The organism is Deltaproteobacteria bacterium (assembly GCA_009930495.1).
Taxonomy (GTDB): domain Bacteria; phylum Desulfobacterota; class Desulfovibrionia; order Desulfovibrionales; family Desulfomicrobiaceae; genus Desulfomicrobium.
On record RZYB01000058.1, the window covers coordinates 1 to 14,543 of the forward strand.

Below are 14,543 nucleotides of genomic sequence, written 5' to 3' on the forward strand. Positions count from 1 at the left end.
CCCGAGGGCGCCTTGTCTCCGAACAGGGCCAGAACCCCAAGGCCCAGGGCCATGTCCGAAGCGGCGGGGACAATCCAGGCCCTGGCCAGGGCCGGCTCGTGTCCATGCAGGACCATGTGCGCAAGCACCGGAATGGCGACGCCGCCCACGGCGGCCAGGGCGGGCAGGCGCAGCCGGTCCGCGCCGGTCAGTTCGTCTTCCATGAAACCGCGTTTGATCTCCAGGCCGATCAAGAGGAAAATCAGGGCCGCGCCGATTCCGTTGACCCACATGATTCCCGGCTGGATCATGGTCCAGGGCCCGGACGAAAGGCTCACGGGGGCGGCGACAAGCTCGAACAGACGTGGCAACGCATATCTGGCGGGCAGGACCAGGATCAGGGCGATGACGGTCCAGAGTCCGGCCAGGGCCTGGACATGGGCAAAGTCCTTGAGCGCCTTGGAGAGCATGATTCCTCCGGGTTTGGTTATGGCGAACGCGAGGGCAACATACGGCGCGAGCGGCCGGCGTTCAAGCCGCCCGTGGCGTTGTCGGCGAGATGTCTTGGCCGGGAAACACGTTTCGGCGCCGGAGATTCTCCTGGCGTGGCGGCATCGCCCTCGCGACACGGGGTTTCCAGGTGGACACGGCCCGGATCGGAACGGGAAGGGCTGGAAAAAGCCGCTCCTTCTTGAGCTTCGGTTTGGTCTGGGGTAGCTACCAGACATCCGCAAGAAGCGCAAAAAATCAGAAATATCACAATAAAGGAGTGACACATGGACTTTTCGACGGCCAAGTTGTGGCACCACCTGCCGGCACGGGACGTGCTCGATCTGCTTCAGGTCGAGCCGGCCAAGGGCCTGGACACCTTTCAGGTCCGGCATCGGGCCGACGAGTTCGGGCCCAACGCCCTGACTCCGGCCAGGGCCAAGACGCCGCTGGAACGTTTTTTTCTCCAGTTTCATCAACCCCTGGTCTATGTCCTTATCCTGGCGGGCGTGATCACGGCGGTTCTGGGCGAGGTCGTGGACGCGTCGGTCATCGTCGGCGTGGTCTTGGTCAACGCCATTGTCGGATACATCCAGGAAGCCAAGGCCGCCGGGGCCCTGGACGCCCTGGCCAAGTCCATGGTCACCGAGGCCGTGGTCGTGCGCGCCGGGGCCATCCAGCGCGTGGCGGCCGTGGACCTGGTGCCCGGCGACATGGTCATGCTCCGTTCCGGTGACAAGGTGCCGGCCGACGTGCGTTTGATTTCGGTCAAGGATCTGCGCGTGGACGAATCGGCCCTGACCGGGGAGTCCGTGCCCGTGGGCAAGACCGAGCAGGTCCTGGAACGGGACACGGTTTTGGCCGACCGCCGCAACATGGCCTATGCCTCGTCCCTGGTCAGCCATGGTCAGGCCGCCGGCGTGGTCGTGGCCACCGGTGACCGGACCGAGATCGGGCGCATTTCGGGCATGGTCGCCGCCGCCGACGAACTGGCCACGCCCCTGACCCGCAAGATCGCCAAATTCAGTCATATCCTTCTGTGGGGCATCATGGCCTTGGCCGTGCTGACCTTTTTCGCCGGCATCCTGCGCGGGGAAAAGGCGGCCGACATGTTCATGGCCGCGGTGGCCCTGGCCGTGGGAGCCATTCCCGAGGGACTGCCGGCGGCGGTGACGGTCATCCTGGCCATGGGCGTGTCGCGCATGGCCGCGCGCGGAGCCATCATCCGCAAGTTGCCGGCCGTGGAGACCCTGGGCGGGGCCTCGGTCATCTGCTCGGACAAAACCGGCACCCTGACCGAGAATCAGATGACCGTGGTCGCCGTTCATGCCGGGGGCGCGAGCCGCGCCGTCAGCGGCACCGGCTATCGGCCCGAGGGCGAAATCGAGGGTGGAATCGACGGGGATCACGCCTTGCGGGCCACGCTCCTGGCCGGCCTGCTGTGCAACGATTCGCGTATCGATCATGGGCCGGACGGGGACTCCGTGGTCGGCGATCCGACCGAGACCGCCCTGCTCGTGGCCGCCGACAAGGCTGGCCTGGACGCGGCCATGGAGCGGGGCAACCTCCCCCGTCTGGATACCCTCCCCTTTGAATCCGAGCATCAGTACATGGCCACCCTGCATGGCCAGGGCGAGGGCGAGCCCCGACTGGTTTTTTTCAAGGGCTCCGTGGAATCCGTCTTGGCCCGGGCCGCGCATCAGCTCCAGTCCGATGGCAGCCGGGCCGTTCTGGATCGGGACGGGGTCCGGGGCGCGATCGAGCGCTTCGGACTTGGCGGCATGCGCGTGCTGGCCCTGGCCTGCAAGGAACTTCCGGCCGAAACGGCGCGTCTTGAACACGCCGACGTGGCCGACGGGCTTATTTTTCTCGGCCTTCAGGCCATGATCGATCCGCCCCGCGCCGAGGCCAAGGCCGCGGTGGCGGCTTTTCAGCGGGCCGGGGTGACGGTCAAGATGATCACGGGCGACCACGCGGTCACGGCCGCGGCCATTGGCGCCCAACTGGGCCTGGGCATCGAGACCTGCCCCGGGCGTCCCACCTGCCAGGTTTTGACCGGCGCGGACATGGCCCGGCTTTCGGACGACGAACTCGTGACCAAGGCGGCCCAGACATCGGTCTTCGCGCGCGTGGCCCCCGATCAGAAATTGCGTCTGGTCATGGCCCTGCAAAGCCAGGGAGAAATCGTGGCCATGACCGGGGACGGGGTCAACGACGCCCCGGCCCTGAAACAGGCCGACATCGGCGTGGCCATGGGCAAGGGCGGGACCGAGGCCGCCAAGGAAGCGGCGGACATGATCCTGACCGACGACAATTTCGCCACCATCCAGGCCGCCGTGGAAGAAGGACGCGGCGTGTACGACAATCTGCTCAAGTTCATTGTCTGGACCCTGCCGACCAATGTCGGCGAAGGCCTGGTCATCCTCGCCGCCGTGCTGCTCGGCGTGCCCCTGCCCATTCTGCCGGTTCAGATTTTGTGGATCAACATGACCACGGCCGGATGCCTGGGCCTGATGCTGGCCTTCGAGCCCAGGGAACCAGGCATCATGGACCGCTTGCCGCGCGACCCGGCCCGGCCGATCCTGGACGCGGCGCTGGGGCTGCGTGTTTTCTGGGTGGGCGCCATTCTCTTGATCGCCGCCTTCGGGCTGTTCGAGTGGGAGCTGCGCACCAGCGGCAACATGGCCCAGGCCCGGACCGTGGCCGTCAATGTCTTTGTCCTGGCCGAGGCCATGTACCTGTTCAATTGCCGTTCCTTCACCCTGTCTCCATTGGCCCTGGGATTGGGCACCAATCCGTGGGTCATCGGCGGCGTTGGCCTGATGATCGCCCTGCAGGCGCTGTTCACCTACGCGCCATTCATGAACACCCTGTTCGGCAGCGCCCCGCTGGGACCGTTGCCGTGGATCAAGTCCGCCGGGGTCGCGGTATTGGCCTTTGTCTTGGTGGAAGCCGAAAAAGCCCTGCGGGTCTGGCTGGCCACTCCCCGGACCCAGACCGAGGCCTGAGGCGCCCTGGGGTCGGCCGTGGGAAAGATATTGACCACGGCCGGCCCTTGGGCCAAGGAAGCTCCTTTTCACCATAGGCAAGGATGGACGCGTGACCACGACAATTGGAATCATCGGTGGCGGGCTGGCCGGATGCGAGGCGGCCTGGCAGCTGGCCCGGGCTGGCCGGGACGTGGTTTTGTACGAAATGAAGCCGACGACGTTTTCGCCGGCGCACCACAGCCCGGATCTGGCCGAACTGGTCTGCTCCAATTCCTTCCGCTCCGCCGAGCTGGAAACCGGAATCGGGCTTTTGAAGCTGGAAATGGCCGAGCTGGGCAGCCTGGTCATGGACGTCGCCCGGCAAACGGAAGTCCCGGCCGGCAAGGCCCTGGCCGTGGACCGCGAACTGTTTGCCCGGGAAATGACCGCACGGATCGCCAACCATCCGCGTATCACCGTGGTTCGGCGGGAAATCACCACCCTGGCCGAGCTGGATGGCCGGCATGAGGCGTTGATCGTGGCCGCCGGCCCCTTGGCCAGCGCGCCCCTGGCCGAGGATCTGGTCCGCGTCGTGGGTCAGGATTCCCTGGCTTTTTACGACGCCATCGCGCCCATCGTGGCCACGGATTCCGTGAACATGGACGTGGCCTTCTGGGCTTCGCGCTATGCTCCCGAGGACAAGGACTATCTGAACTGTCCCCTGTCCGAGGACGAATATCTGGCCTTCGTGCGGGAGCTGATCGCCGGCGACAAGGTCGAAGCCAGGGCGTTCGAGCGGGAAGTACATTTCGAGGGCTGTCTGCCCATCGAGGTCATGGCCGAGCGTGGCGAGATGACCCTGGCCTTTGGGCCCCTCAAACCGGTGGGTCTGGAGGACCCGCGCACCGGCCGCCAGCCCTTTGCCGTGGTCCAGCTGCGGGCCGAAAACCGGGAGAAGACGGCCATGAATCTGGTCGGGTTTCAGACCAAGCTCAAATACCCGGAACAAAAACGTATTTTTGCCATGATCCCGGGCCTGGAGCGGGCCGAGTTCCTGCGCCTGGGCAGCATCCACCGCAATACGTACGTCAAGGCGCCGGAGGTCCTGGCCGAGGATCTGCGTTTGCTGGCCTGGCCCGGCACCTATCTGGCCGGGCAGATCAGCGGCGTGGAAGGCTACCTGGAGTCGGCGGCCACGGGCTTGTGGCTGGGGCTGGCCCTGGCCGGGAAAATTGGCCTGCCGCCCGTGGAAACGGCCCTGGGCGCGCTCCTGGGCCACCTGCGCACGCCGGCCAAGCATTTTCAGCCGTCCAACGTCCATTTCGGCCTCATGCCCGCCCTGAACCGCAAGGCGCCCAAGAAAAAACGCAAGGAACTGTATGCCCAGCGCGCCCGCGAGGCCTGGGCGCGCTGGCTGGACGAACAGCGTCTGGCTTAGGGGGCGACCGGGGCCAGGCCGAGCAGCTGGCCGAGTTCCTCGTGCCGGCCCCGCGTGGGCAGGGCCATGAGGATGTTTTGGGCGGCCCACCAGTGCACGCCCAGTCCAAGCCCCCGGGCGCGGGTGATGAGATCGAGCAGGGCCTTTTCGGTCTGGGGCAGACTGCCCGCCAGTTCCGCGCCCAAGTCTTCCGCCCGGCGTTCCAATATGGCGCGGATGTCGGGATTGGTTCCAATCCAGCCCTGGGCAAAGCGGACCAGATCGGCCGGCGGGTCCAGGCGGGCCGTGAGCCAGTTCCAGATCAGGCCGGGCATGTGCAGGGCCAGACTGGCCTGGGGGACGTGTTGGCCCTCGGTGAAATTGGTCAAAAGTGGCACCACGGCCGTCGCGGCCCGGCAGGATGCCTCCAGCAGCGCATCCTCCTGGGCGCGGGAAACCTGGAAGGCGTGATCGGCCAGATGACGCGGGTCTTCGCCGTCGGCCGGTCCGGGCCTGGAGGTTTCGTCCAGGGGGACGGCGTCCTCGTCCAGGGTTTGGGACCACCTGCCGTGGATCATGCCGTCGCGCACCGTCAGGGTCAGGCCTGGCCAACGGCGTTCGCCGCCGGCCGGGACAAACCGGGCCAGGGCCGACAGGACGGGCCGCCGGGGCGAGACCTGGGTCCGCCACAGGGAAACCCCGTCCCAGTCCTCGCGCATGTTGGATTGGGCCTCGTGCAGAATGCGTTCGAATCCGGCCTCCACGTCCGGGCCGCCCGTGGCCAGGAGCAGATCCATGGCCCGGCGGGCGTTGGTCAGGCCGTTCAGGGGTTCGATGCGGGCGATGTCGTCGAAGAACCAGGCGCAGCTGGAAAAGCTGGCCAGGGCGCAGCGCTGCATGACCAGAAGGCGGCAGGCCATCCGCCGGTCCTCGGTTCCGAGTCCGGGCCGGCCGTGACGTCCGAGGAAATCCTCCAGGGCATCGGTTCCGGCCAGCACGCGGCCATATTCGGCCAGGGCCTGCCCGGCGTTCTGGACAAGCGTTGGGCCGGTTTTGAAATAGTGCTCGTCGACATAGTATTTCAAATAATTGAGACAACGGCGCAGGGGGCGGCGCCAGTCCTGAATCCAGTCCGGGTGGCCACCGTCGGCGCAGCCACAGTGGGTCATCCAGCGTCCGAGGCCGTGGACGCAGCTCCAGGACGAATTTTCATGGATCAGCGCCTCGTCCGTGGCCGGATGGGCCGCCAGGTAGGCGGCGTGATTGGTTGGCTGGATGCCGTCGCGGCCTTGCCGGGCCTGGTCGATGACATAGGCCAGGGCCATTTCGCCGAATTTGAAATGGTGCCCGTAGGATTCGCCGTCCGTGGCGATGTGGCGCAATCCCCCGCCAAAGCCGTGGCCAAGGCGGGTCCAGAACTGTTCTCCGTTTTCCAGCAACCGCTCAAAGGCCACGGCCCTGGACACGGGGCTGTCGTAGAAAAAGACACTGATGCTCTTGCCTTGGGGCAGTCGGACCAGATAGGGGCGCGTGGTGTCGAGATTGTCCTCGGTCACGGGTTGGAAGGCCCCGCCGTCGCCGCCGCGCACGGCCCGGGCCTGACGCGGCGCCAGGATGGTGAAGGCGATGCCGGCCTCGGCCAGGGCGGTCAGGGTCGGAATGTCCACGGCCGTTTCGGCCAGCCACATGCCTTCCGGGGCGCGGTTGAAGCGGGCTTCGAAATCCTGGATGGCCCAGCCGATCTCCAGGTTTTTGTCCAGTTCGGTGGCCAGGGGCATGATGGCATGGTGGTAGACCTGGGCCAGGGCGTTGCCATGGCCCAGGCGGGCCAGACCGAGCCGGTCCGCTTCCTGGATGCGGGCGTAGGTCCCAGGGGCGTGCCGTTCCATCCAGCGCAGCAGGGTCGGTCCGAAGTTGAAGCTCATCCAGGCATAGCAGTTGATCAGCTCGGCGATCATGCCCGAGGCATCCAGGCGGCGGGCAAAGGCCAGGGGCGTGTAGCATTCCCTGGCGATGCGCGCGTTCCAGTCGTGTTCCGGGGCGGCACTGCCTTCGGGCAGCACGTCCTCGAGCCAGGGGTCGAAGCGGGGTGGCTGATAGAAATGACCGTGGATGCATAGATTTTTGCTCATGATGGACTCCGGCTGCCTGATTGTGTCGGGGCCCAAACCTATAAACGAAAGGATCAAGCCGTCAAAGCGGGAATCCGCCGGCGGCGAAGGAGGATACCTTGGGATTCATGTCTGCCAGCGTGGGACTGACCCGCTACCGGATTGTCGAGGAGGAGGTGCCCCAGTCCCTGTGGGCCGAGGTCGAGGACCGGCTTGAGCGCAACGCCTTCCGGGACATCGACGCCAGCGCCGAGGAGCGCGCCTTTGGCTGGGTGTCCTTCGACAATATGCTCGACCCGGATTTTGAACTCTGTCCGCCGGAAAAGGGCGCCTATCTGGCCTTTACCCTGCGCCTGGACACCCGACGCGTGCCGCCGGCGGTGATGAAAAAGCATGTCACCGTGGCCCTGAACGAGGCCATGCGGGCCATGCGCGACCAGGGCAAGAAGTTTTTGACCAAGGAGCAGAAGGCCGAAATCCGCGACCAGGTCGAACTGCGCCTGCGGGCCAGGAGCCTGCCCATTCCAGCCTGTTTCGACGTGGTCTGGGACACCAACCAGCAGCTCGTCTACATCGCCTCGACCCAATCCAAGTTGGCCGAATTGTTCGAGGAGCTTTTCACCCACACCTTCGGCCTGCACCTGGAACCGCTTACACCGTATTTCGCGGCCTTGCGCCACCTTGGGCCCGAGGCCAAGGGCTGGCTGGACGCTTTTGAACCGACTGTTTTCGCCGTGGGAGGGGAATGATGGACATTGATCTGGAGCACGCCGAAACCATCGGCCTGGCCCTGGGGCAGGAATTTTTGACCTGGCTGTGGTTCGCCAGTGAATACAACAATAACGGCCTGTTCCGGACCGCCGATGGCGAGGCGTTTTCCGTGACCGTGGAGCAGAAGGTTTCGGTTCAGGGCGGCGAGGGCGAGGCCCGCGAGACCGCCGTGTGCAGCGGCCCCATGGCCGAGCTGCGCGAGGCCAGGGCGGGTTTGCGGACCGGCAAGAAGGTCAACAAGGCCAAGCTGCGCATCGATCGGGACGAGGTCTCCTGGCAGGTGCTCCTGGACGCGGCCAATTTCACGCTCCAGGGTCTGAAGACCCCCAAGGTGGACACCAGCCTGGACGACGGCGAGGATCCGGACGCGCGTATCCTGGAGAAGATTTACCTCGTTGAAAAATGCGCCCTGTACGTGGACACGATTTTCGCACGTTTTCTGGAGGTGCGCTTTGGCCCGGACTGGTCACGGGAAGTGGAACACATGCGGGCCTGGATGCGCGCCTAGACGAGATAACTCCGCAGGGCCAGGTAGCTGCCCTGGTCGGCGCTGTCGATGCAGGCGCCGACCTGGTAGCCGCCCCTGCCGCACAAGATGTGTCTGGTCCGGCATTGGAGGGCGATGGGCTTCTCCTGACGCGGCAGGGCGAAAATAACCTCGAACAGACGCAGGCTTTTGTCGAGACCGGCGTCGCTGGTGTCGTCACGGGGAACCGAAAGATTGATGCCGCCCAGGGACAGGTCGGTAATCTTGCTGGAGTGGAAAAGATTCCGGCTCCCGTTCCGGGCGCAGAGGATGGCCGGGATGGTGGCATGCTGCCGGGGAAACCGGCGGCGATCCAGGGTCGGATTGTCCGCGGTGGCCTGGGCTTCCAGATACTCCTGCAATACCGAGTTGATGAAGGCCGACAGTGACATGTCGCCACGATGCGCCAGATGCTTGAGGGATGTATTGAGTTCCGCCGTGGTTCGGAAGCTGATCATGATGTCCTTGGCCATGAGTTCTCCTTGTCCGGAAATATCCACAATGTCCGACAGTAAGAAAAATTCATGCCCGCATAAAAGAAGTGATGAATTCAAGAATATTGTTTGAATTGGCGAGCGGTGTCCTCGCCTGCTTGGCGTCTTTGTCCACGCCCTTGTCCGGGAAAGCCGGACTTTGTCCTACGGGCGGGCCATGGCCGTCATCTTGACGTGTCCTGATTTCCCGGTCCACAAGGCCCGACATCAACCGGAGAGTTCGTCATGTCCAAATTGCCTCGTTATCTGCTCCTGTCCTTTTTGTTCTTGGCCGCGTCGTTCCTGTCCGCCGAAGTCTGGATGCAGGCCGCGCGTCATACCTCGTTTTGCACCACCTCGGCCTGCGACGTGGTTGGAGAATACATCCGTTTTGGCGAGGGCAACCTGATCAAGCTCGGCGCCGTGTTTTTCTGGACCCTGTGGGGGCTGGTTTTTTTCGCCGGCCGGTATGGCAAGCCCTGGCTGTGGGGCCCGGTGGCCTTTATTTTGTGCGGCGCCCTGGCCTTTGACGGCGCGCTGCTGGGCTTCCAGTTCATCGGATTGCGGGAAAAATGCGCCCTGTGCGTCGTGGTCGCGGCCATTCTCTTTATCGGGTTGCTGCTGTTTTCCTGGGTGCGCCGCTCCTGGCTGATGGTCTGTGTCGGTATCGCGGTCTGGTGTGGCGGCTTCACGGCCAACGCCGTGCTGGATCTGAACGTCATTCCACCGGCCATCCTGGACACACCGTTCCTGAGCCACGGCGAGGCCAATGGCACGGTTCCGCAGCATGTCTTTTTTTTCAGCCTGCATTGCGACCATTGCTCCAAGGTCTTGGCCAATCTGTCCATCAACGCCCAGACCCTGCCCGGAAAATGGCATCTGACCTGCACGGACAACAAGGAGGATGATTTTCATCGTCTGGCCACGGTGTTGAGCTCCAACGCGACCGCCGAAAATCCTTTTTTGGAAGTGTTGCGCCTGGAGAGTCTGGAGTCCGTGCCGCCCGTGCCGGTGTCCGAGGAATTGCGCCAGACCGCGCGCACGGCCCGGGCCTATTTCAAGATGAAGGGTTTTCAGGGCATTCCCGTGTTGGTGGTTTTGGAACGTCCGGGCTGGGAAATGATTTTGCGCGGGGAAGGCAATATCATGGACTATTTGCGCATCCGGGGATTTTTGAAGCGGGAGCTCAATTTCCCCAGCCCGGCCCCGAAGCCCGCGGGTAATGCCACCCTTGGCCAATGACGGCGGCGTTTGTTGGACAAGATGCGCGAAAATGTATTTTGTGCGTTCTTTTTTATAAAAACGAGATAATTCCGTATGGGACGGTTTGTAAGACATCAAAAAATATCGAATCTTCGTTGATGGCGCGAAAAAATTCATGGTATGCCCGTTGAAACGTATTTCAAGGAGGCTTTCATGAAGCAGGTGTTGTTGAAGATGATTCTGACTGGATTACTCTGCGTGTTCGCGCTGCCTTTTGGAGCGTTGGCCATGGACGTGGTCGACATCAACACGGCCACGGTCGAGCAGCTGACCGAATTGCCCGGCATCGGGCCGGCCATCGCGGCCAAGATCGTGGCCCACCGCGCGGCGCATCCGTTCACGTCCGTCGAGCAGATCATGGACGTCAATGGTATTGGTCAGGCCAAGTTCGACGCCATCAAGGACAGCATCACCGTGGAAAAGGCCGCGCCCAAGGCGGAAGAAAAGGCCGCGTCCAAGAAGGAATAGGATTTGATACAGAATTGGATCGGCACGAATCCCCGTCAAAATGGCGGGGATTCGTCGTTGTGGGACAGCGCTCGGTCCGGGTTAGGCGCGGCCGGCGTCGGTTTGGGCGCGTTCGTGTTCCCAGGCCTTTTGCGCGGCCCTGGTTTCGGCCCAGCCCAGGTTGTCCTGGAAGCCATGGGGCGCGGCGGGGTGGACTTCGACGACGCGCTCCCTGTCCCCCTGGGTCACGCGGACTTCCACCGGCCCGTCGTGTCGCTTCGCCTTGGGCGCGAACGAGGCCAGACAGGCGGCGGCCTCGCGCACGACCTCGGGTTCCCAGTCGCGGCCGGGCACGGGCCGTCCCACGGCATGGGGCCCGGGAAAGGAGCGCAGCACGAAGACCATGTCCTCGGGGCGGATCAGGGCCGCCAAACGTTCGTTGTCCTTGTGTTCCCGGCCCATGGCCAGCCAGTGGCCCGTGGGCTGGCCGTTTATGTCCCGCCTCCAGAGTTGCCGGCCGACATTGGCCAGGTCGAAATGCGCGGCCAGGGGCCGGGGAAATGCGCGCAGGATGGGCCAATACCGCCGGGCCGATTCGCGTTCACCCAGACGGCAGCCCCCGGCCTGGGGCGGGATTTTGGTCACGCCCAGGGCCCTGGCCAGACGGAACTGGCCCTGCCGTCCCCGACCGCACAAGGACGGCAGGGCGGCACGGTCCACCAGACCGGATTCCTCCATGGGCGTGGGCGGCAGCAGGCCGGCGCTCAACGGGCGGAGCAGCACGTCGCGCACACCGGCTTCGTTGCGGATGATATTCAGGGTGTCGGCCCGTTGGGACATGGGCCGCTGGCCCAAAACCTCGCCGGAAACGAGATAGGTGGCTCCGTATACGGGGAGCAGGGCCTTGGCTTTTTCGAGCATGAGAACCTTGCAGTCCACGCAGGGGTTGAGCACCTTGCCAAACCCGTGGGGTGGGAACGAGGCCATGAGATCCACGAAGTCCTGGCCGATGTCGATGCATTCAATGGGCAGGTCGTATTCGCGGGTCCATTCGGCGACGCGTTCGGGGCGGCCAAAAAAGGGACTGACAAAATGCAGGCCCAGCACGGAATGGCCAAGGCTTTGCATCAGTTTGGCGGCCAGGATACTGTCCAGGCCACCGGAAAAAAGGGACAGGGCGTCGAAGGTGTTCATGCTCCGGGCAGCTAGCCAAAGCCGGGAGACGGGGCAAGGGAAAAACCAGGGGGCACCGCTGTTCGTGGCGCCTAGTCGTCCAGTTTCAGCGGCAGCAGGGCCGCGCTCTCGGCGGCTGGCAGGTCCTGGACATCCTTGAGCTTGCGGCCCACGGCCCTGGATCGGACCTGGGCCTTTTCGATGGTTTCCGAGGCCTGGTGCAACTTTTTCTGTACCGCGTCGAGCATGTCCCCGTATTTACCCCATTCTCCCTTGACGGCTCCGAGCAGGGCCCAGACCTCGCTGGAACGCTTCTGAATGGCCAGGGTCCGAAAACCCATCTGTAGGCTGGTCAGGATGGACCACAGGGTGGTCGGGCCGGCGATGACCACGCGCAGATCGCGCTGGACGCTCTCGCACAGACCCGGCCGCCGGATGACCTCGGCGAACAGGCCCTCGATGGGCACAAACAAAATGCCAAAGTCCGTGGTCCGGGGCGGATGCAGATATTTGTCGCGGATGTCCTTGGCGCAGGAACGGACCCGCGTTTCCAGCTGGCGACCGGCGAGCTCGGCTCCGCTCGCGTCGCCGCGTTCCTGGGCGTCCACCAGGCGTTGGTAGTCCTCCACCGGGAATTTGGCGTCAATGGGTAGCAAAATCGGCGCCGCTTCGTCCTGACCGGGCAGCTTGACCGCGAACTCGACCCGCTCCGCGCCCAGTCCCGTGGCCGCGTTGACGACATACTGCTCCGCGCTCAAAACCTGTTCCAGGAGCGCCCCAAGCTGAACCTCGCCCCAGGTGCCACGCGTCTTGACATTGCTCAGCACCTTTTTCAAATCGCCCACGCCCAAAGCCAGGGTCTGCATTTCGCCCAGTCCCTTGTGGACCAGCTCCAACCGCTCGCTGACCTGACGAAAGGATTCGCCCAGACGTTTTTCCAGGGTGCCCTGGAGTTTTTCGTCCACGGTCTGGCGCATGGTTTCAAGCTGTCGGGCGTTGTCGGCCTGCAAGGCCTGAAGACGGCCGTCCACCGTGGCCCGGACCTCATCCAGCTTGGCCGCGTTGGATTGGGTCAGGCGGGCCAGGGAATCGGCCATGGCGTCCAACTGGGTCTTTTCCACCGCCGCCAGGTCTTTCATGGTCGCGGACATGGTTTCGGACACGCGGGCCAGGGTGGCGGTCACTTCCTCGCGCTGCGCCTTGGCCAGGGACATGCTTTGAACGCGCAGACTTTCGAGCTGGTCGGAATGGTCGCTGGCGGCCTCGGTCTGCCGTTGGAGCAAGGCCGTACCCAGACTCTTCATGATTTCGCCCAACTCGCGGCGCTGTTCCTGGGCCAGACGGGTCGCGTCTTCCCGCCCCCTGGCCAGCTCCTCGCGCATGACCCGCTCGGTCCGGTCCTGCAGGGCTTCCAGAATTTCCAGACGCGCGTGGAGCTGGGCGAGCGACCGGTTGGGCAGGCGCAGCGCGATGATCAACGCCGTCAAGGCGGCCAGGGCCGAAAAGACGGCGCCCGCCAGGGGCAGGAATTCGACAATCCAACCAGGCATTGCCTAGTGCCGCTCCGAGGCCAGACGGTGCAGGTCCTCGGGCGTGAACGCATACGGCTGCCGACAAAACTCGCAGGTGATGGTCGTGTTTTCGCCACGCGCGGCCAGGGCTTCGATTTCGGTCACGCCGAGGGTGATGAGGGCCTGTTCGATTCGGTCACGGGAGCAGCCGCAGTGAAAGGCCACGTCCTGATGGCCGAGAATTTCATAGGCAATGTCTCCGAAAATGCGGTCCAGAACGTCCTTGGGCGTGGCCCCGTCCATCAAGAGCCGGGCCAGGGGCGGCAGGTTCCGAATGCGCTCCGTCAAGGCCAAGATAGCGTCTTCGTTGGCTGGCGGCAGGGATTGGATCAAAAACCCGCCGGCCGCGACAATGCCCCCGGTTTCGTCCGGAATGGCGGTCAGGCCCATGGCCGAAGGCGTTTGCTCGGAATCGGTCAGGTAATAGGCGATGTCCTCGGCGATTTCACTGGAAACAAGATTGACCACGCCCCGATACGGCTCCTTGAGGAGCAGATCCTTGGTCACGGTCAGCAGGCCGGCCCGACCCAGGGCGCCGGGAACGTCGAATCTGCCGTCCTTCAAGGGCAAATCCACATCCGGATTGCCGACATAGCCATGCACCAGGCACATGGGGTCCGCCTCGACCACGATTTTGCCCAGGGGGCCATTGCCCTCGAATTTCAGAGCCACGCGCTGACGGCCCTTGAGCAGCGCGCCAAGCAGCACGCCGCCGGTCAGGGCCCGGCCCAGGGCAACCGAGGCCGTGGGCCGGGTTTGATGCCGGGCACAGGCCGTGCGCGCGGCATTGGTGGTGACGCAGGCCAGGGCGCGGACATTGGCTTCGTCGGAAATGACGCGGATGAGTTGGTCCTTCATGATGCTATCCTTGGCTGATTGTCTGACTAAAACCTTGAGATGATGGGCAGCCGCCGGCCCAGACCGATGCCGTCCGGCGAGGTCGCCAGGACATAGGGCAAAAATTCCACGCCCTGATCCATGGCCTCCCAAAACAGCCGGGCAAAAACCGGATCAATATAGTCCGCCGGTCCGAAGCACTGTCCGTCCGGACGCTGCACGGCCAAAAACACCGCCACCCGAGCGCCCTGGCCGGCCAGGGCCATCAACTCGCGCAGGTGCTTCTGGCCGCGCTCGGTGACGGCGTCGGGAAACGCGGCCACGCCGTCCTCGACCAGGGTCACGTTCTTGGCCTCGATCCAAAATTCCCCGCCCGGGCCGCGCAGCCTGGCGTCCAGGCGTGAATCGCCCCAGACGGCCTCGGCCCGGAACTCCGTGTACCCGGCCAGTTCCGGCAACACCCCGGCTTCCCAGGCCTTTTTGAGCAGACGGTTGGGCGTGAGGGTGTTCACGCCGA

Annotated in this window: 13 protein-coding genes; 6 read left to right on the plus strand and 7 right to left on the minus strand. The window is 64.3% G+C overall.

Annotation, left to right across the window (positions count from 1 at the left end):
• Positions 1-863 (minus strand): Na+/H+ antiporter NhaA (locus tag EOL86_06840; protein NCD25290.1); only part of this gene is annotated, 863 nt, incomplete at its 3' end.
• On the opposite strand from EOL86_06840, the gene EOL86_06845 reads away from it, so the two are divergent.
• A complete protein-coding gene (locus EOL86_06845) occupies positions 756-3,476 on the plus strand; it encodes a cation-transporting P-type ATPase (protein NCD25291.1) in 2,721 nt (906 codons plus the stop codon). The two genes, EOL86_06840 and EOL86_06845, sit on opposite strands and share 108 nt — an antisense overlap.
• 91 nt (positions 3,477-3,567) lie before the next feature.
• Positions 3,568-4,875 (plus strand): methylenetetrahydrofolate--tRNA-(uracil(54)-C(5))-methyltransferase (FADH(2)-oxidizing) TrmFO, encoded by a 1,308-nt coding sequence (locus tag EOL86_06850; GenBank protein ID NCD25292.1) that lies wholly within the window; start codon positions 3,568-3,570, stop codon positions 4,873-4,875.
• Here the strand turns inward: EOL86_06850 and EOL86_06855 are convergent.
• Positions 4,872-6,986 (minus strand): DUF3536 domain-containing protein, encoded by a 2,115-nt coding sequence (locus tag EOL86_06855; GenBank protein ID NCD25293.1) that lies wholly within the window; start codon positions 6,984-6,986, stop codon positions 4,872-4,874. The two genes, EOL86_06850 and EOL86_06855, sit on opposite strands and share 4 nt — an antisense overlap.
• A 98-nt stretch (positions 6,987-7,084) precedes the next feature.
• Here EOL86_06855 and EOL86_06860 point away from each other — a divergent pair, with 98 nt between their 5' ends.
• Together EOL86_06860 and EOL86_06865 are read left to right on the plus strand one after the other, a co-directional pair.
• Complete coding sequence (locus EOL86_06860; GenBank protein ID NCD25294.1) at positions 7,085-7,714, plus strand: hypothetical protein; 630 nt, start codon at positions 7,085-7,087, stop codon at positions 7,712-7,714.
• Entirely contained in the window at positions 7,714-8,244 is a 531-nt protein-coding gene (locus EOL86_06865; GenBank protein NCD25295.1) for a hypothetical protein, read from the plus strand. The genes EOL86_06860 and EOL86_06865 overlap by 1 nt, the downstream gene beginning before the upstream one ends.
• On the opposite strand, the gene EOL86_06870 is transcribed toward EOL86_06865, so the two are convergent.
• Positions 8,241-8,735, minus strand: coding sequence for a PilZ domain-containing protein (locus EOL86_06870; protein ID NCD25296.1), 495 nt, complete (start codon positions 8,733-8,735; stop codon positions 8,241-8,243). The genes EOL86_06865 and EOL86_06870 overlap by 4 nt on opposite strands.
• Positions 8,736-8,981: 246 nt before the next feature.
• Between EOL86_06870 and EOL86_06875 the strand changes: the two genes are divergently transcribed.
• On the plus strand, positions 8,982-9,977 hold the full coding sequence (locus EOL86_06875) for a hypothetical protein (GenBank protein ID NCD25297.1): 996 nt from the start codon (positions 8,982-8,984) through the stop codon (positions 9,975-9,977).
• Between the two features lie 141 nt (positions 9,978-10,118).
• On the plus strand, positions 10,119-10,466 hold the full coding sequence (locus EOL86_06880) for a helix-hairpin-helix domain-containing protein (GenBank protein ID NCD25298.1): 348 nt from the start codon (positions 10,119-10,121) through the stop codon (positions 10,464-10,466).
• Positions 10,467-10,547: 81 nt separating this feature from the next.
• Here EOL86_06880 and EOL86_06885 read toward each other — a convergent pair whose 3' ends face one another.
• The 4 genes from EOL86_06885 to EOL86_06900 all read right to left on the minus strand — a co-directional run.
• Positions 10,548-11,639, minus strand: coding sequence for a tRNA(5-methylaminomethyl-2-thiouridylate) methyltransferase (locus EOL86_06885; protein NCD25299.1), 1,092 nt, complete (start codon positions 11,637-11,639; stop codon positions 10,548-10,550).
• A 71-nt stretch (positions 11,640-11,710) separates the two neighbouring features.
• Positions 11,711-13,168 (minus strand): DNA recombination protein RmuC, encoded by a 1,458-nt coding sequence (gene rmuC / locus EOL86_06890; protein ID NCD25300.1) that lies wholly within the window; start codon positions 13,166-13,168, stop codon positions 11,711-11,713.
• A gap of 3 nt (positions 13,169-13,171) precedes the next feature.
• Positions 13,172-14,047, minus strand: a complete 876-nt coding sequence (gene hslO / locus EOL86_06895; GenBank protein NCD25301.1) for an Hsp33 family molecular chaperone HslO — start codon at positions 14,045-14,047, stop codon at positions 13,172-13,174.
• A gap of 26 nt (positions 14,048-14,073) precedes the next feature.
• On the minus strand, positions 14,074-14,543 hold a 470-nt coding region (locus EOL86_06900; GenBank protein ID NCD25302.1), incomplete at its 5' end, for a DNA/RNA nuclease SfsA.

Coding starts and splice junctions, on each gene's coding strand:
- EOL86_06845 (NCD25291.1), top strand. CDS start 756: ATGGACTTTTCGACGGCCAAGTTGTGGCACCACCTGCCGGCACGGGAC.
- EOL86_06855 (NCD25293.1), bottom strand. CDS start 6,986: ATGAGCAAAAATCTATGCATCCACGGTCATTTCTATCAGCCACCCCGC.
- EOL86_06865 (NCD25295.1), top strand. CDS start 7,714: ATGGACATTGATCTGGAGCACGCCGAAACCATCGGCCTGGCCCTGGGG.
- EOL86_06870 (NCD25296.1), bottom strand. CDS start 8,735: ATGGCCAAGGACATCATGATCAGCTTCCGAACCACGGCGGAACTCAAT.
- EOL86_06875 (NCD25297.1), top strand. CDS start 8,982: ATGTCCAAATTGCCTCGTTATCTGCTCCTGTCCTTTTTGTTCTTGGCC.
- EOL86_06880 (NCD25298.1), top strand. CDS start 10,119: ATGCCCGTTGAAACGTATTTCAAGGAGGCTTTCATGAAGCAGGTGTTG.
- EOL86_06885 (NCD25299.1), bottom strand. CDS start 11,639: ATGAACACCTTCGACGCCCTGTCCCTTTTTTCCGGTGGCCTGGACAGT.
- rmuC (NCD25300.1), bottom strand. CDS start 13,168: ATGCCTGGTTGGATTGTCGAATTCCTGCCCCTGGCGGGCGCCGTCTTT.
- hslO (NCD25301.1), bottom strand. CDS start 14,047: ATGAAGGACCAACTCATCCGCGTCATTTCCGACGAAGCCAATGTCCGC.